At 38.3% G+C, this 23,013-nt stretch carries 23 protein-coding genes; 4 read left to right on the forward strand and 19 right to left on the reverse strand.

All coding sequences use genetic code 11. From position 1 onward, the window contains the following. Positions 1-4: 4 nt before the first annotated feature. The 7 genes from hscA to FW754_RS11215 all read right to left on the reverse strand — a co-directional run bounded on the left by hscA (position 5) and on the right by FW754_RS11215 (position 5,868). Entirely contained in the window at positions 5-1,864 is a 1,860-nt protein-coding gene (gene hscA, locus FW754_RS11185; RefSeq protein ID WP_446324678.1) for a Fe-S protein assembly chaperone HscA, read from the reverse strand. Between the two features lie 44 nt (positions 1,865-1,908). After that, positions 1,909-2,424 (reverse strand): Fe-S protein assembly co-chaperone HscB, encoded by a 516-nt coding sequence (hscB, locus tag FW754_RS11190; protein ID WP_409510480.1) that lies wholly within the window; start codon positions 2,422-2,424, stop codon positions 1,909-1,911. A gap of 98 nt (positions 2,425-2,522) precedes the next feature. Further along, the gene (gene iscA, locus FW754_RS11195) at positions 2,523-2,843 is read right to left on the reverse strand and encodes an iron-sulfur cluster assembly protein IscA (RefSeq protein WP_409510479.1); all 321 of its coding nucleotides are present in this window, start codon (positions 2,841-2,843) and stop codon (positions 2,523-2,525) included. Between the two features lie 47 nt (positions 2,844-2,890). After that, positions 2,891-3,277, reverse strand: coding sequence for a Fe-S cluster assembly scaffold IscU (iscU, locus tag FW754_RS11200; protein WP_409510478.1), 387 nt, complete (start codon positions 3,275-3,277; stop codon positions 2,891-2,893). Between the two features lie 105 nt (positions 3,278-3,382). Then, positions 3,383-4,600, reverse strand: coding sequence for an IscS subfamily cysteine desulfurase (locus tag FW754_RS11205; protein WP_446324679.1), 1,218 nt, complete (start codon positions 4,598-4,600; stop codon positions 3,383-3,385). A 1-nt stretch (position 4,601) separates the two neighbouring features. After that, a complete protein-coding gene (locus tag FW754_RS11210; RefSeq protein ID WP_409510476.1) occupies positions 4,602-5,078 on the reverse strand; it encodes an Rrf2 family transcriptional regulator in 477 nt (158 codons plus the stop codon). Between the two features lie 139 nt (positions 5,079-5,217). Further along, positions 5,218-5,868 carry a hypothetical protein gene (locus FW754_RS11215; RefSeq protein WP_446324680.1) on the reverse strand — a complete coding sequence of 217 codons (651 nt, stop codon included), beginning with the start codon at positions 5,866-5,868 and terminating at the stop codon, positions 5,218-5,220. A 212-nt stretch (positions 5,869-6,080) separates the two neighbouring features. Between FW754_RS11215 and FW754_RS11220 the strand changes: the two genes are divergently transcribed. From FW754_RS11220 to FW754_RS11230, 3 genes are all read left to right on the forward strand, one after another. Then, positions 6,081-6,569, forward strand: a complete 489-nt coding sequence (locus FW754_RS11220) for a phasin family protein (RefSeq protein ID WP_409510474.1) — start codon at positions 6,081-6,083, stop codon at positions 6,567-6,569. Positions 6,570-6,728: 159 nt separating this feature from the next. Then, positions 6,729-7,001 (forward strand): HU family DNA-binding protein, encoded by a 273-nt coding sequence (locus FW754_RS11225; protein WP_409510473.1) that lies wholly within the window; start codon positions 6,729-6,731, stop codon positions 6,999-7,001. A gap of 131 nt (positions 7,002-7,132) precedes the next feature. Beyond that, positions 7,133-9,001 carry a SurA N-terminal domain-containing protein gene (locus FW754_RS11230; RefSeq protein WP_446324681.1) on the forward strand — a complete coding sequence of 623 codons (1,869 nt, stop codon included), beginning with the start codon at positions 7,133-7,135 and terminating at the stop codon, positions 8,999-9,001. An 81-nt stretch (positions 9,002-9,082) separates the two neighbouring features. On the opposite strand, the gene FW754_RS11235 is transcribed toward FW754_RS11230, so the two are convergent. Then, positions 9,083-10,021, reverse strand: coding sequence for an AraC family transcriptional regulator (locus FW754_RS11235; protein WP_409510471.1), 939 nt, complete (start codon positions 10,019-10,021; stop codon positions 9,083-9,085). Between the two features lie 215 nt (positions 10,022-10,236). Here FW754_RS11235 and FW754_RS11240 point away from each other — a divergent pair, with 215 nt between their 5' ends. Further along, entirely contained in the window at positions 10,237-11,457 is a 1,221-nt protein-coding gene (locus FW754_RS11240) for an alkane 1-monooxygenase (protein ID WP_446324682.1), read from the forward strand. 362 nt (positions 11,458-11,819) lie between these two features. Here the strand turns inward: FW754_RS11240 and FW754_RS11245 are convergent, their stop codons facing one another. From FW754_RS11245 to FW754_RS11295, 11 genes are all read right to left on the reverse strand, one after another. Beyond that, positions 11,820-12,020, reverse strand: coding sequence for a hypothetical protein (locus FW754_RS11245; protein WP_446324683.1), 201 nt, complete (start codon positions 12,018-12,020; stop codon positions 11,820-11,822). Between the two features lie 225 nt (positions 12,021-12,245). Then, positions 12,246-12,737 carry a GNAT family N-acetyltransferase gene (locus FW754_RS11250; protein WP_446324684.1) on the reverse strand — a complete coding sequence of 164 codons (492 nt, stop codon included), beginning with the start codon at positions 12,735-12,737 and terminating at the stop codon, positions 12,246-12,248. A gap of 93 nt (positions 12,738-12,830) precedes the next feature. After that, the gene (locus FW754_RS11255) at positions 12,831-14,030 is read right to left on the reverse strand and encodes an acyl-CoA dehydrogenase family protein (protein ID WP_409510467.1); all 1,200 of its coding nucleotides are present in this window, start codon (positions 14,028-14,030) and stop codon (positions 12,831-12,833) included. 37 nt (positions 14,031-14,067) lie between these two features. Further along, positions 14,068-15,363, reverse strand: coding sequence for an acyl-CoA dehydrogenase family protein (locus FW754_RS11260; RefSeq protein ID WP_446324685.1), 1,296 nt, complete (start codon positions 15,361-15,363; stop codon positions 14,068-14,070). Between the two features lie 243 nt (positions 15,364-15,606). Then, positions 15,607-16,992 (reverse strand): ABC1 kinase family protein, encoded by a 1,386-nt coding sequence (locus FW754_RS11265; protein WP_409510465.1) that lies wholly within the window; start codon positions 16,990-16,992, stop codon positions 15,607-15,609. A 207-nt stretch (positions 16,993-17,199) separates the two neighbouring features. Beyond that, positions 17,200-17,505 carry a hypothetical protein gene (locus tag FW754_RS11270; protein ID WP_409510464.1) on the reverse strand — a complete coding sequence of 102 codons (306 nt, stop codon included), beginning with the start codon at positions 17,503-17,505 and terminating at the stop codon, positions 17,200-17,202. 176 nt (positions 17,506-17,681) lie between these two features. Next, entirely contained in the window at positions 17,682-18,341 is a 660-nt protein-coding gene (locus tag FW754_RS11275) for a methionine ABC transporter permease (RefSeq protein ID WP_446324686.1), read from the reverse strand. Beyond that, on the reverse strand, positions 18,334-19,392 hold the full coding sequence (locus FW754_RS11280) for a methionine ABC transporter ATP-binding protein (RefSeq protein WP_446324687.1): 1,059 nt from the start codon (positions 19,390-19,392) through the stop codon (positions 18,334-18,336). Before FW754_RS11280 ends, FW754_RS11275 begins: the two co-directional genes overlap by 8 nt. A 37-nt stretch (positions 19,393-19,429) precedes the next feature. Next, a complete protein-coding gene (locus FW754_RS11285; protein WP_446324688.1) occupies positions 19,430-20,260 on the reverse strand; it encodes a MetQ/NlpA family ABC transporter substrate-binding protein in 831 nt (276 codons plus the stop codon). Positions 20,261-20,347: 87 nt separating this feature from the next. Further along, positions 20,348-21,787: an LLM class flavin-dependent oxidoreductase gene (locus FW754_RS11290; RefSeq protein WP_446324689.1), complete on the reverse strand. Its 1,440-nt coding sequence runs from the start codon at positions 21,785-21,787 to the stop codon at positions 20,348-20,350. Continuing rightward, on the reverse strand, positions 21,787-23,010 hold the full coding sequence (locus FW754_RS11295; protein WP_419346762.1) for an SfnB family sulfur acquisition oxidoreductase: 1,224 nt from the start codon (positions 23,008-23,010) through the stop codon (positions 21,787-21,789). The genes FW754_RS11290 and FW754_RS11295 overlap by 1 nt, the downstream gene beginning before the upstream one ends. Between the last annotated feature and the right edge of the window lie 3 nt (positions 23,011-23,013).

A 23,013-nucleotide genomic window follows, 5' to 3' on the forward strand; every position in this document is an offset into this window, starting at 1 on the left:
TAAATTAGTTTGAGTTTGACCAATCATCCAATCGTGTACCTTTGAGGGCTTCATCGATATGTTGATTCATTCGTGCTGCTGCAAAAGCATCGCTGTGAACTTTAAGCTGTTCGACTGCATGCTCAATCGATTGAATCTGATCAGTTTCAAGTTGTGTCTTGAGTTGCTCGGCAGCCTGATGAATTGCATTGAGCTGTTCTTTCGTGAGTAGCGAAGCATCGGCTTTGAGTGCTTGTTCTAATGCTTCAAGTTCTCGACGTGCTTCTACTTTGGTTTCATTTAAGTGACGAAGGTTTTTATCTTCTTCAGCAAATTTATAACCATCAAGAAGTAAACGCTGTGTATCATCATCAGATAAACCATACGATGGTTTGATGTCAATCTGGGCATGTACACCTGAAGAGGTTTCTCGTGCAGAAACAGCCAATAGACCATCGGCATCTACTTGGAATGTTACTTCAATACGCGCTTGACCCGCTGTCATTGGTGGAATACCGCGTAAGACAAAGCGTCCAAGACTACGGCAATGTTCAACTAAATCGCGTTCACCTTGTACCACATGAATCAACATTGCCGTTTGACCATCTTGATAGGTGGTAAATTCTTGGCGACGTGCAACAGGAATTGGGGTGTTGCGAGAAATTAGACGCTCAACCAATCCGCCCATGGTTTCAAGACCGAGAGAGAGTGGTGTTACATCAAGCAGTAATGAGCCATCAAGACTGTTGCCAATCAATTGATTTGCTGTGATTGCAGCACCAATTGCAACGACTTCATCGGGGTTGATAGTGCAGAGTGGTTCTTGATTAAATACATCACGTACAGCATGCTGTACGGCATAAGAACGTGTTGAACCACCGACTAAAACAACATTTTGAATATCATCAAGTTGTAATTTGGCATCACGTAATACACGTTTGCAAACACTAATTGTTTTGTCTAAGGCAACTTTGATAATCGCTTCAAATGTTGCACGATCTAAAGCAATGTGGTGATCAAGAACTTTAAGATCAACACTTTGTGCATCACTTAACGCTTCCTTGGCTTTACGTGCAGACACCAAGAAATGTGCATATTCAGCATCATCTAAAGTCTCAATATTGAGTTGTTTTTTTGCCCATTTGACAATCAGGCGATCAAGGTCATCACCACCGAGTGCGGTGTGTCCGCCCGTCGCTAAAACTTCAAATACACCTTGAGAGAAGCGTAGTACTGAAACGTCAAAAGTACCGCCACCTAAATCGTAAATCACATAGTTACGATCGGTTTCTAAGTTGCTGTCTTGATCTAAGCCATAGGCTACAGCAGCAGCAGTCGGTTCATTGAGTAAGCGTAAAACATTGAGACCTGCAAGTTGTGCAGCATCACGGGTTGCTTGACGTTGTGCTTCGTCAAAATAAGCAGGAACCGTAATCACTGCACCATTAATTTCGTTACTTAAACTGTCTTCTGCACGAATTTTAAGTTGCGTTAAAATTTCAGCTGAAATTTCTACAGGTGTTTTACGTCCCTGAGCAGTTTCAAATGCAGGCATTTGATTATCTTCACCGACAAGGGTGTAAGAGTGTTGAAATTTAATATCTGCTTTTGAGCGACCCATGAAACGTTTAACTGAACTTATTGTGTTTTTCGGATCAGTGGTCAGAAAGGGTTTCGCTGCATCGCCATATTCCGTTGAGTTTTTGGAATAGTGAACAATAGAGGGAAGTAACACGCGATTTTGTGCGTCAGGAAGAACTTTTGCCTGACCAGAACGTACGGTGGCAACCAAAGAGTGTGTGGTGCCTAAATCGATACCGATCGCAATGCGGTGTTCGTGTGGCGCACTTGATTGTCCGGGTTCTGCAATTTGCAAGAGTGCCATTGTGTTACATCCTTAACAAAAAATAAATCTAAAAATAAACAGTATTAAAATTCATCATCAAGATCAAAATCTTCATCATCAAGAAGTTGATCTTCAGCTTTATCAATATCATTCATGACTTTTTGGAAAAAGCGCAGTTTACGTACAGTATCACGTGCATCTGCCCATTCTTCATGTGTATAGTCAAGTTTAAACTCTCGGACTAAACCATCCATCCATTGTTGAACTTCTTTTTTTAAAGATTGAAGTTCTGCGGTATCGAATGCTTCATCAAGCTGTTCACGAATTTCTAACGCTGACTGTAAAAATTCAAAATCACTGATCGATTGATCGAGATGGTGATCTTGTTTTTTTAAAGACAGTAAATACGCAGCACGACTATCGACATTTGACAAGACTTTATAAGCTTGATTGATTTCGCTTGATTTGATGAGCGCACGATCTTTGTCTTCAGCTTTATCTGGATGATATTGCTGTTGTAATGCTAAGAAATTGGATTTCAGTAGAGCAAGATCGATATCGAGTTCAGTTGGGAGATTAAATAACTCAAAATGACTCATGGGAGAGGTGTCCGCAATGATATGTTTAAAAGCATGGTATTGAATGTAATTAAAACAGTGTTGGACACTGTTTTAATGTAAAAAGAAACCAAAGGGCATTATACAGTGAATGATTCACCGCAGCCGCATTCGCCTTTTTTATTGGGATTGTTGAACTCGAAACCTTCATTTAGACCATTTTTAACATAGTCCATTTCCATGCCATCAAGATAGACAAGGCTTTTCGGGTCGATAAAAACTTTAACACCAAATTGTTCAAACATTTGGTCATGCGTATCAATATCATCAACAAACTCTAATACATATGCCAAGCCTGAACAGCCCGAAGTTTTCACACCAAGACGAATACCTTCACCCTTACCGCGATTGCTTAAGTAATTGCTGATATGAGTTGCAGCATTTTCAGTTAAATGGATCATGAAAACTCCGTTAAATAATCATCTGTATCGAGTGAAAACAATCGATATTAAGCTTTGGTTTTTTTGCTACGGTAATCTTCAACAGCAGCTTTAATTGCATCTTCTGCAAGTACAGAGCAGTGTACTTTTACAGGAGGAAGTTCAAGTTCAGTTGCAATATCAATATTTTTGATTGATTGTGCTTGATCAAGAGTTTTACCTTTAAGCCATTCAGTAACTAAAGAGCTAGAGGCAATTGCAGAGCCACAACCATAAGTTTTGAAACGAGCTTCTTCAATGACGCCGTTATCATTAACTTGGATCTGTAAGCGCATCACGTCGCCACATGCAGGTGCGCCGACCATACCTGTACCTACGTTTTCTGCATCTTTATCTAACACACCAACATTACGAGGGTTTTCGTAATGATCAATTACTTTTTCGCTATAAGCCATGATGCTTCTCCAGAACTCGGGGTCAGCCGTTGATAATATGTATTGCTACAAGGTTAATGTGGTGGCATTGCACTGAGTTTCAATGCAATGCGTGTATTGAGGGAATTAGTGTTCAGCCCACTCAACCGAGCTTAGGTCAATACCATCTTTATACATATCCCAAAGTGGAGATAGTGCACGAAGTTTTTCAACGGCAGCTTTACTGATTTTAATTACGTGATCAATGTCTTCTTCAGTTGTATAGTGACCAAAACTGAAACGGATTGAGCTGTGTGCCAATTCGTCAGAAAGACCTAAAGCACGTAAAACATAAGAAGGCTCAAGTGTTGCAGAAGTACATGCAGAACCGCTTGATACGGCAACATCTTTGAGTGCCATCATTAATGATTCACCTTCAACAAAGTTGAAGCTTACGTTTAAGTAGTTAGCAACGTTATAAACAGGGTGGCCATTTAAGAATACTTGTTCAAGGTCTTGTAAGCCATTCCAAAGTTTGTCACGAAGTACGCGTAAACGTGTTTGTTCAGCAACTAAAGTTTTGCCTGCTAATTCAAATGCAGCACCCATACCTACGATTTGATGGGTTGCAAGTGTACCTGAACGCATACCACGTTCATGACCGCCACCGTGCATTTGCGCTTTGATACGGATACGTGGTTGACGACGTACATATAAAGCACCAATGCCTTTCGGGCCATATGCTTTGTGACCAGAGAAACTCATCAAGTCAACTTTCATTGTGCTTAGGTCAATTTCAACTTTACCGGCAGCTTGTGCGGCATCAACGTGGAAATAAGTTTTGTTGGCACGAGTTAATTCACCAATTGCAGCAACGTCAGTGATTGTACCAATTTCGTTGTTGACCATCATCAGTGAAACAAGAATTGTATCTGGGCGTAAAGCCGCTTGTACCATTTCAGGGGTAATTAGACCTGTGCGTTCTTCTGGTTCTAAATAAGTGATTTCAAAACCATCTTCTTCAAGCTCACGGCAAGTATCTAAAATGGCTTTGTGTTCAATTTTACTCGTAATAATATGTTTGCCTTTCGAGCCATAAAACTCAGCAATACCTTTTAATGCTAAGTTATCTGACTCTGTTGCCCCTGAAGTCCAAACGATTTCACGTGGATCAGCTTTAATTAAGTTAGCAACTTGTTCACGTGCATATTCAACTTTTTCTTCTGCCTGCCAACCATAAGCATGTGAGCGAGACGCTGCGTTACCAAATGTCCCGTCAAACGTCAGGCATTCCATCATTTTTTCCGCAACCTGTGGGTCTACAGGCGTGGTTGCTGCATAATCAAGATAAATAGGACGTTTCATGTCAAATACCTGTAACCGATAAAAGGGCTGAATCAAGATGACTCGATGATGTTTGGCGTAGTGCAACAGTTTGAACGTTGTCACGTGCAACAAGATCGGCAAGTGTGATTTTTGCTAAATAATCGGCAATGTGGTGGGAGAGTTCTTGCCATAGGTCATGTGTTAAGCACATTGCACCATTTTGGCAGTTGCCTTTATGGTCACATCGTGTTGCATCAACCGTTTCATTGACAGCTTCAATAATCGCTAAAATCGTAATTTCTTCAGCATTACGCGCAAGATGGTAACCACCATTTGCTCCACGAACGCTAGATACCAAGCCATGGCGCTTCAATTTTGCAAATAATTGCTCAAGATAAGCGACAGAAATAGTTTGGCGTGCTGCAATTTCTGCAAGCGTAATCGTTTGTTCAGTTGGCTGCAAAGCTAGGTCTAGAAGAGCAGTCACTGCGTAGCGACCGCGAGTGGTTAAGCGCATGATCCGATACACGTGTTTAGACTAGATGTATGAATTTTATGAATCCTGACTAAAATAGTCAAGTATTTTGAAGATAATTCCTACTAAATTTGTCAGGATTTATTGCTAAGTTGGGAAAATAGGTGAGGAAAATTTTTTATTAAAATAATTGCGACAAATTATACACAATTAACATAAAAAATAGAATGCCTATTACACAAAAAGCTGAATTAATCCTTTTTTGTCGTGCCTGTAATTTTTTTATGCGATTTTGATATTGCTTCACTTCAACTTGTAAAGTGTTAATTTTAGAGCGTTGTGTATCAATTTTTTCAAGTAAAGGTGCAATACGTTTGCTTGATGCTGTTGTAAGTTGATCATCATCTGGATTGGTGAGCCATTTTTTCCAATCAGACAATAGCTTTGGTGCAGTCAAATGAACCAGTAAGTCTTTAAACTCATCTTTTAAGAGTTGATCACCTTCTATGCGTAATTTTTTCATACTACGCTTGTTTGCAAAGGCAAAAATTTGAACTAAGTCCAATAACGTACTACTCACGGAGAGTTCAGGTGCTTGTTCAGGTTCTTTTAAGTCAAACAGAATCCCTTTGTCTGTAAATTGAACATAAAAATCAAAGTAGGGAATGTAGCTATTTATTTTTATGGTCGTTTGCTGATCTACAAATTTCTTTGCTTGTAAGCGAACAACACGATCGTGTTTGAGGACGAAAGAATATATTGTCTCTAAAACAATCATGACAACATTGAGCAACAAACGGCTTTGTCGGCTTTTCTGTTGCGATTCACTCATACGAATTTCCTATACAGATCTGGAGCATCCACTCTCATATTATTTAAAAAATTGTGATTTAATGTGAGTTGACCCACAATAAATGAAACAATAACTTTGCTTTGTAGAACAGTTTTGCAAAACGTTCAAGTATTTTATTTGTTATGATGCGTATATTTTATGAGATAGTTGACTGATTGATCACAGTCGTAATAAATGAAGGGGAATTTCGAATGGCGGAGCAGGATAGTAATGCGGAAAACATTGCTCAGGTAAAACAAGAACAAGAGGATGACCAAATTCAAGATCAGCCCAAACGTAGCAAAGGTTCAAGGAAGTCAGCACTCGATTTTAGAAAATATACCAAACAAATTTGGCTTGCAGGTTTAGGTGCATTTTCACGTGCGGAAGAAGAGGGTAATAAACTTTTTGATTCATTAGTCGAAGTTGGACAAGAGCTTGAATCTAGAACCGTAGATGCAACAGATCATGCGGTCAATAAGGTCGCAGATAAAACTCGAGAATCCGTTACAGAAACTAAGGATAAGGTCGAAAAATTACTAGATCAAGGGGTGAATCATTCGTTGAATCGTATTGGTTTGGTGACAGCTAAAGATTTACAGCATCTTGAATCATTGATTTTACAACTACATACTAAAGTTGACGATTTGGTTGAAGAAAATAGAAAATTGACAATGCAATTACAAAAAATAGAAAAATAACGAACAAAATACGATCTCATGGGGGTTTTGATGATTTTTTTTATAAAATGCGTTCAGGCAGTCTTGCTTTATCCCCCAAAGCATTGCTATAAAGACCGCATGGCCTTTTTAACTACAGCCTTAGATTTTAAACAAACGATATAAGAGGACGTAATCTTCATGAATAAATCAGAATTAATCGATGCGATTGCAGAGAAAGGGGGATTGTCTAAGTCTGATGCTGGGAAAGCATTGGATGCGACTATTGCTTCGATCGGTGAAGCGCTTAAAAATGGCGACACAGTAACTTTGGTTGGTTTTGGTACTTTTAGCGTTAAAGAACGTGCTGCACGTACTGGTCGTAATCCAAAAACTGGCGAAGAGCTTCAAATTAAAGCAAGTAAAGTTCCAAGCTTTAAAGCGGGTAAAGGCTTAAAAGATTCTGTTGCATAATTTGCTCAGAAATCTACAAACGCGCCATTTGGCGCGTTTTTTATGAATAATCCAAAATATTAATACATTGCGCATTCATTCATATTTGAATATCAGTTAGAATCCCTGTGAAATAAAATATTGGAATACTTATGGAATCGTTTCGTAAAGTCATAAGGGGTTGGTTGGGCAAAGTCTTGCTCATATTGTTTTTGACCCCGTTGGCGCTGGTTGGGATTGAGGGTTATTTCAGTGGTGGAAATAATGCAGATGTTGCCAAAACTGTAAATGGTCAGGCAATTTCAAAAAAAGATCTGGAAGCACAGACAAAAAGTTTTAAAGATCAATACCTCTCTATGGTTAATGGCGACGAATCTTTATTGAATCAAGCGTTTATTCAAGAGAGTGCTTTGGATAGTTTGGTTTCTCGTGCTTTACTGGTTCAGCAAGCTGAAAAACTGGGTATGAGTTTGAGTGATGCACAGCTTGAGCAGATGATTGCCCAACAACCAAGTTTTCAAGAAAATGGTAAATTTTCAAATACATTATATGGCAATTATTTGCGTTCTATTGGCATGACCAATCAAGGATTGCTTGATAATTTACGTCAAGATCATGCATTGAAAATGTTGATGGGAATGATCACTGATAGTGCGTTGGTGAGCAAATTAGATTTGCAACAGATTTCCAATTTACAGACTGAAAAACGTGATTTATTTCTTGCAAGTGTAAAACTAGACGATTACAAGAAAAATGTTAAAGTCAGTAATCAAGAAATAGCAGATTACTATAACAAACATCAAAGTAAGTTTAAGCAAACAGCTTCTGTTGATGTCGATTATGTTGTATTGACACCTGCTATGGTTGCAGGTCCAAATGCGGAAGTATCGGGTACAGAGCTTGAGCAGGCATATGCAGCTTTTGTTGAAAAAGCCAATAAAGATGTCAAGCGTGATGTACATCATATTTTAATTGGTACAGATACGCGCACCGTAGAAGAAGCACAAAAAATTGCAGCAGAGGTATACGCTAAAATTCAAGGTGGTATGACCTTTGCTCAAGCAGCTGCACAATATTCAGAAGATCCATCTTCAAAAAGCAAGGGTGGTTTACTTGAATCTTATGTTGAAGGCGCTTTTGGTGATGAGTTTGATAAAGCTGTAAATAGCGGAAAAAATGGTCAAGTATCTCAACCTGTAAAAACACAGTATGGTTATCATCTGATTGAGTCTACTTCGGCAAAAACAGAGATACCTACATTTGAGCAGAAAAAAGCTGAATTGACAGCAGAAGTTTTAAAAGCTAAATCTGCGAATGCGTATTCAGATACTGTAAATAGCTTAAATGAAATGATTGTGAGCAGCGATGCGCTTGATCCTGTGACACAAGAAATTAAAACAGCAAAAATTGAATCTGTTAAATCCGTTGCATTAAGCACACAGCACCCTGTGTTATCTGATCCTGCGGTAAAAGTGAAGTTGTTTAATGATGATGTGAAAAATGGTGATCGCAATGCATCAAGCAATATTCAGCTTACTAATGGTGATACTGTTTGGTTGAAAGTACGTAATTATCATCCAGCGGGTGTACAACCACTTGCTCAAGTAACAGCGCAAGTTAAAGCTAAGTTGATTGAACAAAAAGCATATGAAGCTGCAAAAGCTAAAATTGCAACAATGTTAGCTGAGTTTAAAACTCAACCTGCTGAGCAAGTACTTGCAAAGAATCATTTTAGTTTTGAACATGCTGGTGAGTTCATGCGCTCTCAAGGTTTAAAACGTGAAGTTGAACGTGCTGCATTTAGTGTTCCTGCACCGAAAGCAGGACAGTGGTCTGTGACGACTGCAAGTTTACCTGGTGAAATGGTTGTAGTTGCTGTTGCAAATGTCATCAAACCACCTGTAGATGCTTTAGCACCACAGCAAGCACAGGAGTTGACTAAACTGTATCAACAGTTACGTGGTCAGCAAATGCTTGATGATTATTCGCAATATTTAAAAAGTCATGCCAAAATTAAATAATTTTTGATTTTACATGCACAAAAAAAAGCGCTTCGGCGCTTTTTTTACGTTTCGGGTGAGTACATTTTAGAGTGGTTTTATTTAGCGCATGGATATTTGTGCATTTTGTCTATATTGGCTTGGAGTTAATTCAAACTGCTTTTTAAAGGCTTGGCTAAATGCTGTTTCAGAAGAGTAGCCAATTGTATGTGCAATTTGTTGAATTGAAAGTTGCCCTTTGATTAAGTGCTGGCTTGCGAGGCGCAAGCGATGTTGTTGTAAATAGGCAAGTGGTGTTTCTCCCACAATTTGATGAAACAGCCCTGCAAATTTGGAACGTGACATACAGCATTGTTCTGCCAAACTCTCAACAGTCCATGAGTGTTCTGGTTGTCCATGAATGGCAGCGAGTGCATTGGCAAGTTCAGGATGAACGAGTGCACTGAGCCAATTGTTTTCATGGTTGAGTTGCCCAATATAATCACGAACGCATTCAATCATCATAATACTCAGCAGATGATCCATGATTTTATTTTTACCTGCAAGTGTGCGTTGTGTATCGGATGCGACAAAATATAAACCAATACGTAGCCATTCAGGAGCTTGATCACTGAGTGCATTTTGAATATGAATAAAAGGGGGTAAAGCATTGACGAGCGGTTTTGCCATAATGGCATTGAGCTGACAACGCACAGATAAAATAAGCGTTTTGTTGTTTGATGGGCCTTCACCAAATTCAATGGCTTCTTGTTTTAAACCATCAAATAATGGAGCAATATTGAGAGTTTCAATCAAAAAACTGTCTTTTTGGTGGCGAACTTGATGTGCTAAACCTGCGGGAATGAGAAACATATCCCCAGTATTTAGGCTGACATGCGTACCATTGTTAAATTGTAGATGAGCTTCACCAAACAACACAATGTGCGCCATGAGTACAGGCTGTGCAGGACTATGAAATGCCCAATGTCCTGTGGCTTGCAAATATAGATATTCAGAATGATTTAAATGAATATCCTCAAAAATTTTACTTAGTGCATCCATGGGTTTCGTATCATTTTGGTCAAGCTTACTATTTAAAATTACATCTTCTATATGTAGTTAAACATATTTTTATCATTTTACATGTTCGATAAGGTCATTTGCCATGCAGAAAGTGACAAGGACTTCTACATAGCTTTTATGGACGCTTAGAACTGTTTTGATTATACGTTATCGTTAAATATAGAGATAAGAAAAAATCAAGGAAAGAAGCACATATGAACGCACCCGTGAAAATACCTGAGCAGCAAGTCAGTGAAATCGTGGTTAAGTCAGGATTTGCGCTAGATAAAAAACGTTATTTATGGGCAATTAGTCCATCTTTACCTGTCATTGGGATTGGAATTTTAGCAGGATACCAATTTGCACCACGGCCATTGAAAAAAGTTTTTGCTTTGGGTGGACCAATTGTTTTACATATCATTATACCTGCAATTGATACGCTAGTCGGCAAAGACAATAATAATCCATCGAATGAAGATATTAAGCTGTTAGAGCAAGATCCTTATTATGCACGTTTGGTGAAAACCTTTATTCCTTTGCAATATGTTGCCAATGTCTATGCTTGTTGGTTAGCAAGTCGTGAGAGTACCTCTTTACTTGATAAAATATTATTGGGTATTTCGATGGGAGCAATCAATGGTATCGCAATAAATACCGCACATGAGCTAAGTCATAAATCTGAGCGTATTGATCATCTATTGTCACATTTGGCTTTGGTGCCTTCGGGATATAACCATTTCCGCATTGAGCATCCTTACGGACATCATAAACGTGCAGCAACGCCAGAAGATCCTGCATCGTCTAAAATGGGAGAAACATTTTATGAATTTTTCCCTCGTACGGTAATTGGTTCTTTTAAGTCAGCAATTGAAATTGAAAAACAACGTTTAAAACGTAAAGGCTTATCTTTTTGGTCAAAAGACAATGAATTGTTGCAGGGTTGGGGCATGGCTGCAGGATTTCACGGTGCTATGCTGAAAGCTTTTGGAGGTAAAATTTTACCTTATCAACTCACACAAGCAATTTATAGTATAGGTTTGTTTGAAGTCATTAATTATATTGAACATTATGGTTTGTTACGTCAGAAAAATGAAAATGGTAAATATGAACGTACCATGCCTGAGCATAGTTGGAACAATAACAATATTGTGACCAATCTATTTTTGTATCAATTACAACGTCATTCCGATCATCATGCTTATCCGACTCGTCCATTTCAAGCACTGCGTCATTTTGATGAAGCACCTGAACTGCCAAGTGGTTATGCGAGTATGTTGTTGCCTGCATTGATTCCATCAGTGTGGTTCAAAATGATGGATAAACGTGTATTCGATCATTATAAAGGTGATTTAAATCAAGCTAATATCTATCCAAAACGCCGTGCAGCATTATTTAAAAAATTTGGTGTGATTGATCGTCTTTTAAATAAAGATTGATTTGAAATAGAGAAATTTTAGCTAAAAGGGAAGCTGATTCATTATCAGTTTCCCTTTATTGTTGATGTGTTTTTATCAGATTTTTAGGTGCATTTTCTATGATTAAATTTTCTGATTGGGAAAATTAATATAATTTTATTGAGTATATTCAGCTACCGTACCTTGTTGTTCGAGAATCATGAAGCAACATAAAGTTAGGTCAAAGATTGATAACAATGATGAGCAATAAGGGCGAGATGTTTGAGTTGCTCATCATCCATCAGTTCGGGGTGGGTAAAATCTCGAACATAGACTAAATCGGCTTCGAGCAATTGATTTACGGCACGATTGGGTTGATCGAGATAGCTAAAGGGTGAAATAGGTCATTGTTTAACGGCAGTAAAACAATATGGAACAAAACCTTGCGCTCGTAACTCAATTTCACCCCATGCTAGTTGATCTTTATATAAGGTCATGAAGGATATTTTAGTTTGAATGACCACTGCTTTTTTAAGTTTTTCCAGTCCTGATTTAAAAATCAAAAGTTCAGCACCTTGAATATCAATTTTTAAGTGGATCACCATCAATCGGATTGGTACCAATGTCAATAATTTCAGTCAGTCGCTTGGTTTGTAATAGTTTGGCTAATATATTCATATATTCGACAAAGATAATTTTTTAATTTTTATCATGTCATGCTGATCATTATTTTATTGTGTTACGCGTTCCTTTTCAGCTTACTTACTTTGATGGTTTTTAAGTGGCTGAAAAGGGTAAATGTAATGTAGTAATAGGAATATATTTGATAATTAGTGATTAAGTTCTTTTTTCATCCAAATTTCACAAGCATGGCTATGACCAGTGTGACCCATGGGCTGAGATAGGTGTTTGAAGCCTAATTTTTCATAAAGTTTTACAGCTTGCCATAAGTCTTTTGTCGTTTCCAAATAGCATGCATTGAAGCCGTGTTGTTGGGCGAAATCGAAGCCCAATTGTAAAATTCTCTTAGCAAAACCTAAACCACGGACTTCGGAAAGAAAATACATCTTCTGAATTTCTAAAATATCAGTCGCACCCGTGAGCGGTGATAGACCACCACCACCCAAAATTTCGCCGTGTTGATTTTCAACAATCCAATACATAGCGTTGGACTGAGTATAAACGGCATACAGATTATCAAGGATTGGGTCAGCAACAGCAAAGCCTGATTCAGCAGCAAGTCCAAATTCGGCTGATACTTGACGAATAATCTGGGCTAATGCGACATTATCGGTTGCTTGAATAGGGCGTAATGTATACATGTGAAATATGAAAATAAAAAAAGATGGACTTTTATAACAAAAATCCATCGATTAAGGTGAAATCTAGCGCTTTAATTCATTCAATAATTTATATTATTTCAGTTCACTTGATGATTTACCTAGCTCACGGCGGGCAATGATCAATTGCTGAATCTGCTGAGTGCCTTCAAAAATATCAAGAATTTTCGAGTCACGTGCCCATTTTTCCAATAATTCATCTTCGTTGTAGCCTACACTGGCTGCAAGTTCTACACATTTCAGTGTGATTTCATTACAGATTCGACCTGCTTTGGCTTTGGCAATGGATGCTTCTTTTGAGTTTGGTTTGCGATTGTCTGCCATCCACGTTGCGCGCATAGTGAGTAGGCGAGATGCTTCCCATTCTGCTTCCATACGGTAAATTTGTGCGGCGATATTGCTTGACTGTAAATATGGCGTTGCGTAATTGGCATCTATTTGGTCTTTAAAAATTTCCTTAATGCGTTCAAGAGATGCTTTTGCACAACCGACAGCCATGGCTGCAACTAAAGGGCGAGTATTGTCAAAGGTTTCCATAACCCCTGCAAAGCCTTTTGCTACATCAATTTCAGCATTGCCGAGTAAATTTACACCTGCAACACGGCAATCAATGAAACTAATTACGGCAGTATCTGATGCTTTAATGCCAAGCTTGTGCTCTAGGCGTTCAACCTTCATACCCGGTGTACCTTTTTTAACAACAAAGGATTTGATTGCGGCACGTCCAAGCTTTTTATCGAGTGTTGCCCAAACCACGACTGAATCGGCACGTTCACCTGAAGTCACAAATATTTTTTCACCATTTAAAATATAATCATCGCCATCTTTGGTGGCTGTGGTACGAATTGCAGCAGAGTCAGAACCACAACCTGGCTCAGTAATTGCCATTGCCGCCCAAGTACCTTTAAAGCGTTCAAGTTGTTCATCATTAGCAACGGCTGCAATAGCAGAATTCCCTAAACCTTGACGTGGCATTGAAAGAAGTAAGCCTGTATCGCCATAACACATTTCAATGACACCAAGTGCAGTTGACATATTCACGCCATTTTTATTACTTGAATCGGTATCACCACGTTTATTGACTGCTGCGCCAGCATTCATGCCATCACCACCATCATTCATACCATCAAGTAGTGAAGCGAGCATATCGAGTTCTTTGGGGTAGGCATGCTCAGCTTTATCATATTTTCGTGAAATTGGACGTAAAACATTCAGTGCTGTTTCATGTGCTTGATCCAAAAGCATTTGAAATTTTTTAGGATTCTGTAAATTCATGTGATTATTCCTTTCGTATTTCTATTATTCTTATGGATTAGGCATGTAATGCTGATTGTATAATCGCTGTTGCACGTAAGTCGCGATACCAACGCTCGACAGGGTGTTCTTTGGTAAAACCATGACCGCCTAGAAGTTGTACACCATCTGTACCAATTTTCATTGATTTTTCAGCGCACAGTAAGCGTGCTAGATACGCTTCACGGTGGAAAGGTTGACCTGCTTCAGCAAGGCTTGCTGCATTGAGAACGAGCATACGCATCGCATCAATTTCAATTGCCATATCGGCAATCATAAATGCCACACTTTGACGATGAGAAATAGGCTCACCAAAGGCTGTACGTTCATTGGCATATTTGACGCAATAGGTTTTCACGGTTTCACAGGTGCCAATTGCAAGTGCACACCACATTAAATTACCTAAATCTAAAAAAGCAGTGTAATTAAAATCATCATCACCCAAACGTACAGCAGGAGTATTGTCAAATTTTAAAGTGACGGTTTCCGCTGCTTTTAAACCCATTGCCGAAGATTTACGTACAGTAATGCTGTCATGGCGTTGAACAATAAAGACATCAGCTTGACCATTTAATTCAGCACTGACAATAAAAAGATCGGCTGTTTCACCTAAAATGACTAAAGTTTTTTCACCTGTAATGGTATAAGCACCGTTGCTTGCGGTCGCTCTAGTTTGAAGTTTGTAGGGATTAAATGCAGGTGTCGCCTCTTGAATGGCAAAACTTGCTTTAAGTTCTGGGTCATTAGCAAAAGCAGGCAGATAAGTCGACTGCACTTGTACAGAACCCCATTGGGTAATGGCGTTAATTGCACTAAAAGTTGAAAGTAAACCTGCTGTTAATGTGAAATCACCTGTGGCTAAGGTTTCAGCGATTAGAATATTGCTAAGAATGTTTTTTTCAGTTGCAACACCACCAAGTGCTTCAGGCAGAGCATAAAAGTTCAGTCCTAAATCAATACTATGTTGCCATAGTTCTTGTGGGAATGACTCATTGTGATCGGCATTGTGTGCTAAAGGATATAAAACTTCAGATGCAAACTGTTGCATGGCATCCACAGTCATTTGCTGTTCTTCTGTCAGACTGAGATCAAATAAACCTTTTTGTTGATTAGGAAGGCGCTGTTTTGTGACTTTAGCATCCGATTTAAATGCTTTTTGTGTTGCTGATAGTGTTTTAAAACCTGCTTTTGAGCCTTGATACAGTGATTTTTCGACAAATTTACGCAATTTAAGTTGATCAAGTAGATCGCTACCTGCAATTTTAGTCAATATATTTAAGCCCAACCCCTGAGCTTTATTTACCATGTTGGTCATTCCGTAGTGCCTGTTCTTGTATTGGTATGTTCAGTATCGTGCCACGCAAAAATATAAAAAACTATGTCGCATTTGACATGGGAGTTGACCTAAGATAAATGGTAGTAGGTGTGTGTTTTATTGATTTAAATATCTAATTTTTATTATTTATTTATTTACTTGTAAAGTGCTAAATTAAGTTAAATTGACCAAAATGACAAAAAATAAAGATTGTCATTTCGGTCTAAACAATATGAATGAATTTTATTTTTTAGCTTGGACAAATGGTGTAACCATTTTACGGACATTGGTCTTGGCTTCAATGACGGTCATAAAAGTATATGCACCAATAAATTTACGACTAATAAACATAAATTCTTTCGGTGGAATGCTGAAATAACGTGATGTCATTGATTTAGATGCACGTTGCATCACACGGCTATGTAGTTGGCTTTTTTTCCAATCATAACGATGATGTTCATCCATTACACCTGTAGGTAAATCAGGATTATTCAATGGTGTACTAAAAGCTTCAGTAGCAAGTAAAAATACTTTTGCCATATCAGGTTTTATGCTTTGAGGCATATTGTCAAAGAATTCATAACCTGACATTGAACTGACCATATCTTCAGCATTATGATGATAGCCCGCTTTAATCAGGTTGCGCGCAACAGAAAGTAATTGTGTATCAAACTGACGAATGGCACCAAAATCAAGCAAAATAATTTTATCTTGAATATCTGCACCATTACCTAAACGAACCAAATAGTTACCAAAGTTTGGATCGGTTTGCATTTCACCCCATTCAAATAGTTCACGAACGGCAATTTCAAGTGAGGCTTCACCCAATAAGTTACGGCGTTCTTGAGGTAAAGAGAGCATAACGGGACTATTAATGGGTACGCCACGTTCAAAGGTCATACACAAAATTTGATTAGTGCAATATTTATCAATGATGTGTGGCACGACGTAACGCGCATCATCTTTAAGGCGATCAGCAAAGCGTTGCGTGGTTGCTGCTTCGACCTGATAGTTGACTTCACGATGCATCATTTCACGGACTTCATCGAACCATTGATCAAATTCACGTGTTTGTGGCACCATGCGTGTCAGTTTCAGCATGTTTTTAAATAAACTCATATCTGAGTCAATGGCATCTGCCACACCCGGATATTGAACTTTAAGGACAATTTCTAAACCATCAGAATTACGTGTTGCGCGGTGTACTTGTGCGAGTGATGCTGTACCAATCGGTTCGTGATCGATAGTCAAATCGTTTAATTTTGAACCTAATTGAGCTTTCAATTGTTCATGAATAGCAGGCCATGCTAATGCAATCGTTTGATTATTCAGTGTATTAAGTGCTTGAGTGATTTCTTCAGGTAAAAAATGTTCGCCATATAGTGCCATCATTTGCCCGATTTTCACGATCGAGCCTTTGAGTTTACCGATTTCTGATACCAAATATTCGGCTTGTTCCTTCATAACTTTTTTACGCTTTCTCTCTTTTTCTTCTTCACTTGAGAAAATAGAACCTGCACTAGAAGCAGCCCAACGGCTTCCCGCGAGTAATGATGCTTTGGCAATAGATAAGCGACGATCCATAGAGGAGGTCTTTAACTCTTTAAGCTTATCGTTCTGATCTGACATGAAGATGAAATCCTTTGAGAGATGCGCACAGGTAAATTATAGTGAATCTTACCTGTTCTGAATGTATTAAACTAGTTTAATGAGATAGACATGATGCTTTACAATCCGCCTCATCATACGGCATTTTTTGAATATGACAATGCTACTACATATAAAAAATAGTTCATTTTAGTCAGGATTTTAGCCAATAAGTAATTACAAAAAAAATTACATATGATATTGAATTTTAATTGTTTCACGCTTCATTAACTGAGTTTTATTTAGCTGAATATATTGCGTCATCAGTTCTGTCACAGCAGGATGTTGAAATCCTGAAGCATAGCCTTTGACAATGATAATACTTGGCAGGCTAAAAAACAGATAGTGTGCATCTTCAAGCGTTGCAGGACTATAGATGCCTTGCTCGGTTAGTACATGTTGAAGAAATTGTTTTTCAATATGAACAATGTTGGAGTGTTGATCATTCCACCAATTTTGGCGCATTGCCAAGAGGTTATTATGTTTGTAGCTCATAGGAGAGATTTAAATGACTAATCAATACTTTAATATAGTGTGAATAATGAAAGAAATACAAGTGACTTTGTTTGATCTTTTTTTAATAGTTAAGTAAAGCGTTGGATGAATAAAAAGAGGTCTTGTTGATTCGAAAAAATCAAAGACAAGACCATTTAAAGATCAATATTTTATGTTTAAATTTTACGTTTATCTAATTGTTGAGATAAGGTATCACCAATCGCTTGAACACAAATGACTAGAATTACCAATACGACAATAACGGCAAGCATGATCTGCATATCAAAGCGTTGATAGCCATACCTGTAGGCAATGTCACCTAAACCACCTGCACCAATTGCACCTGCAATAGCAGAAGAGTTAATCATAGTGACGATTGTGACAGTAAAGCCAGCCACAATACCAGGTAAAGCTTCAGGCAATAATACATGCCATATAATTTGCTTACGATTACAACCCATTGCTTGAGCAGCTTCAATTAGACCACGATCAACTTCTCTTAAACTTACTTCTGCAATTCGTGCAAAAAAGGGAGTTGCTGCGAGCGTTAGTGGAACGACAGCAGCCCATACGCCATAACTTGTACCAACAATCCATCGCGTGAATGGAATTAAGGCAACCATTAAAATTAAAAAGGGAACAGAACGTGTAATATTGACCACACTGCCTAAAACTTTATTTATCCCTTTTGATGGGTAAATGCCGTGTTGGCTTGTATTGACTAAAATGACTGCCAAAGGCAAGCCCATTAAAAATGCAAAAAATGCCGAAATACCCACCATTAAGACGGTATCAGTTGTACCGCTAATTAATAAATCAATGAGTTGATTAGACATAACCGAGTACCTCTAAATCTGTTATTGCTGGAGCTAATACTTTTTTTAATGCAAAGAGATTGAGTGTTGTATTTGATACTGCAATGATGAGCGAACCAATAAAATGTCCTTGAATGGTATCGATATGACTTCGATATAAATGTACAGGCACATTAAATTGTTCAAAAATAATTTTAAAATCAGGACACTCTAAAAGTGTTGTGGAATATCTTAGTTTTAAAATGGTTTGAGTACGCTCTGGTGTAATATCTTTGTGTAATACCACAGGAAGATCTAATTGTTCAAAGCTCAGTAATTCTTGGGTAATGGCTTGTTGTGGTTCAGAAAATACCGACCACACTTGTCCAGCTTCTACAATTTCACCTTGTTCAATTACAACTACCTGATCACAAATCTCTCGAATGACTTGCATTTCATGGGTAATTAAAACAATGGTGATACCTAATTTCTGATTGATTTCTTTTAAAAGTGAGAGCACGACGGCAGTACTTTCAGGATCAAGTGCCGATGTCGCTTCATCACAAAGTAAAATTTCAGGATGATGAACGAGTGCGCGCGCAATACCCACACGTTGTTTTTGTCCACCAGAGAGTTGTGAAGGATAATTTTCTATTTTTTCACTCAGCCCAACAAGATTAAGCACTTCTTTTACACGAGGCTCAATTTCAGATTTTGAATAACCTGCAATTTTTAATGGCAATGCAACATTTTCATATACTGTTTTTGCAGACATAAGATTGAAATGTTGAAAAATCATGCCTATTTTTTGTCGAAGTTGAATGAGTTCGGCGTGTTCTAATTGAGCTAAATCTTGCTGGTGGATTAAAATTTGCCCTTTACTGATTGATTCAAGTCCATTTAATGTGCGTATTAAAGATGATTTTCCCGCACCACTTTTACCAATAATACCGAAAATTTTACCCTGCGGAATATCTAAGTTGATATTTTTAAGTGCATGTATTTGGGTGTTTTGAATATCATAATATTTATCTAAATTTCGAATTTTAATGTGTGGGACTGTGAAGTCGACCTGTGAACCAAAACTAACCATAATTCTTTCCTTATGCTATGGATGATATTCTGGGAAGTTACTTCCAACCAGGGAACCAAAGTGTAGGACCAAAATCTGCATCTAATGCCTGTTTTACTTTTAGTGAGTTTTGATAAATCTCAACGAATTTTTTGAGCTTATCGTCTTTGTCAACATAGTCATCACGCACTGCAAATAAAATGGCAAAGCGTTTATCTGTATTGGAATCAAAAAGTAAGGCTTTTTCAGGATCAGCGGTTTTCGCCATGCGTAAATAATGTGGATAACCGAATGCGAGATCGACATCATCAATAGCACGTGCTGTTTGAGGACCTTCAACTTCTGTAAATTTCAAGTTTTTGGGATTTGTTGCAATATCATTCAAACTTGCTAAAAAATTATCAGGTTGTTTCAGCGTAATCAGTTTGGCTTGTTGTAATAACTGTAATGCACGTCCCTGATTGACAGGATCATTGGGAATGACCACTGTGGCATTTTGAGGTAGAGCATCAAAGCTATTATATTTTTTGGAATATAAACCAACATGCGTTGCCGCACCGACTGCAAAGCCTTTGATTTTAAAATCTGTTTCTTTTTTTGCATTATCAAGAAAGGGTTGATGTTGAAAGAAATTGGCATCAATATCACCGTGATTGAGGGTAATATTGGGTGTGTTCCAATCGGAAAATTCCACCAATTTGACATTAATACCTTGATTTTTGGCTTCATCTGCAGCCACTTGTAACGGTTTAGCAAAAGATGGACTGATACCAATCACGAGTTCATTAGTTGTCGTTTTTTTATTATAACTCCATACCAAAAGCCCTATGATTAATGTGGCAATGACTACGCCAATGAGCGAAAGTTTAGATTTTGAAGCTTGTCCCATGATTTACCTCTATAATTTTAAGTCGATAATGTGATTACCATTAATGTCATCGTCATCATCGAAAATGTTTTAAAAATGTGGATTGCTTTACGCAGTATGCTTTTGTTGCGTGTTTAGATGATGTTGCACAGAATCTTTATTCTTTGACGTGCTTTTACATCGGAACTGCTGAACTGGGTGTGTTTCTGATAAATAATCACCTTGCTGAAACAGCTTATGACGCAAACTTCCATCTTCATACGCTGTTTTATAACGTCCACGTTGCTGTAATTCAGGAATGACCAAGCGAATAAAATCTTGATGCGATTCAGGTGCAACGGTTCGCGTAAGATTGAAACCATCGACACCCGTTTCATCCAAAAACTGAATCAATTTTTCAGCGACAGTTGCACCGCTACCGACAATGAGGGGATAACGACCGCCCAAAATATGTTGGGCTTTTAAATCATTAATGGTGGTTTGTTGTTCTTTAAATTTCTTGTTTACTGAGGCAATACTATTGGTTGGTTTATAGGGAATCGCTTCATTTGCTGCAAACTGAGAAAGATCAATACCGACAGAGCTTGAAAAATGGGCAAGACCAGCTTCAGGACTTGCATAGTGAATATACTCAGTGAGCTTTTCCTGCGCCAATTCATCAGTTTCAGCCGTTACTACAGTAATCCCGACAAAGAGTTTAATTTCGTCAGGATTTCGACCTTGCTGTTGGGTTTGCGTTCGAATTTTGTCCACTTGTGTTTTTAGTTTTTCAGGACTATCTGCACCAATAAACATAGCTTCAGCGTGTTGCGTTGCAAAAGATAAGCCTTTAGCTGATGCGCCTGCCTGATAAAGAACAGGTGTTCTTTGTTTCGATGGTGAAACTTGAAAAACGCCCTGACTTTGATAAAACTTACCTTGATGTTGAATCTCATGAACTTTATTTGGGTCTGTAAAAATGCGATTGATCTTATCCTTTTGAATTGCATCATTTTCCCAAGAACCTTCCCAAAATTTGTAGCAAAGTTCTAAAAATTCTTCGGCTTGTTCATAGCGTAAATCATGATCTTTCAGCCCTTTATGTCCAATCAGCCGTTCAGCACTATCGAGATATCCTGTAACGATATTCCACCCAATACGACCTTGAGTGAGATGATCAAGACTGGCAAAACGCCGTGCAAATTGGTAAGGAGATTCATAGCTTAAATTGACTGTAATTCCAAAACCAAGATGCTGAGTGACTGCTGCCATCGCTGAAACAAGTGTACTTGGGTCATGACTTGGCAATTGAATCGATTCTTTTAAGGTTAAATCAATATTATGTTGATAAACATCATAAACGCCTGTGATATCAGCAATAAATAGGCCATCAAATAAACCCTTTTCTAAAGTTTCTGCTAGTTCAGTCCAATAACTTAACTCATTAAAACGATTTGATTGATCACGAGGATGTGTCCAAAGTCCATGATTTATGTGACCGACAGAATTCATATCAAATGCATTTAACAAGATTTTTTTAGATTTAGATCTGTTAGTAATATTTGTCATTACAATGTCCCTCTGCGTGGGGGAGAAATGCCGTTTAACACATGATTGGCAATAAAGTAATATTTCCAGCGTGAGGCATCATGTAGTGTATGAACACGGGCATTACGCCAAAAACGGTCAAGCCCATCCTCACGTTGACTACCACGACTACCTGCGAGCTCAATCAGTTTAGATGATGTTTTTAATGCTGTTTCAGTGCTATGTGCACGTGCTTTGGCGACATCTAAAGAGGCTTTGGCAATATTTTCAATCGTTGGATGTGGACGGGCAGCATCAATTGAACGAGCTGCTTGTTTGAGTAAAACCTCACTTGCACGAACATCGGCAATAATGCGACCCAATTCATATCGTGTTAATGGGTCTTCTATTGCAGTTGCCACACCTGAATCGATCCATGGACGAGCTTGGCGAACACGTACAAGCGTTTCTTCAAATGCCGCACGTGCAATACCTGTTTCAATGGCTGCATGCATAATTTGCGCAATTGGTCCAACGAGTGTAGGTTTAGTAAATGCGTTATCAAACGGAATGATGTCTTCAGCAAGTACTGGCACTTGATTGAATTTTACAGTGCCACTACCAGTAGTTCTTTGTCCAAATCCCGACCAATCATCAATCAGCTCAAGTCCTTGACTGTTACGGGGGACAAACGCCAAGAATTCACGTTGATTTTCATCTTTTACCAAGGTTGGAATCCGCTGTGCAAATAAGCTTCCTGTGCAATAAAATTTTTCACCATTGATTTCGAAGTCTTGTGCCATTTGTTTAATTGAGGTTTGTTTTTGGGCTGAATTTTTAGTTTTAAATTCAGCTAAGGCATTACCAAAACGTGCACCTTGTAAAACTTCGGCATACAGTTTCTTTTTTTGTTCGAACGTACCTGTATTACGCAAAACCTCAAGGGCATAAAAATGATTTTGTGGAATTTGTCCAATCGAACCATCTACACCGCTCATGAGTGCAATGATTTGCGCGAGGGTATAACTTGAAACATCTGCTCCACCAAACTCTGTAGGTACTGTAATTGCCCATAGTCCAGATTGACTATAGGCTTCAATTTCATCAAAAGGTAAAATTCGTTCAGCATCACGTTGTACAGCATGGGTTTTAAATTGTTCTGCCAAATGCTGTGCAATTTCTAAAGCTTCCACATCAGATTGAATGATATGTGCATGTGACACTAGCTTGGGTTGAAATGAAACAATATTTTGAAATGAGGTCATGTG

The organism is Acinetobacter sp. 1207_04 (assembly GCF_052850415.1).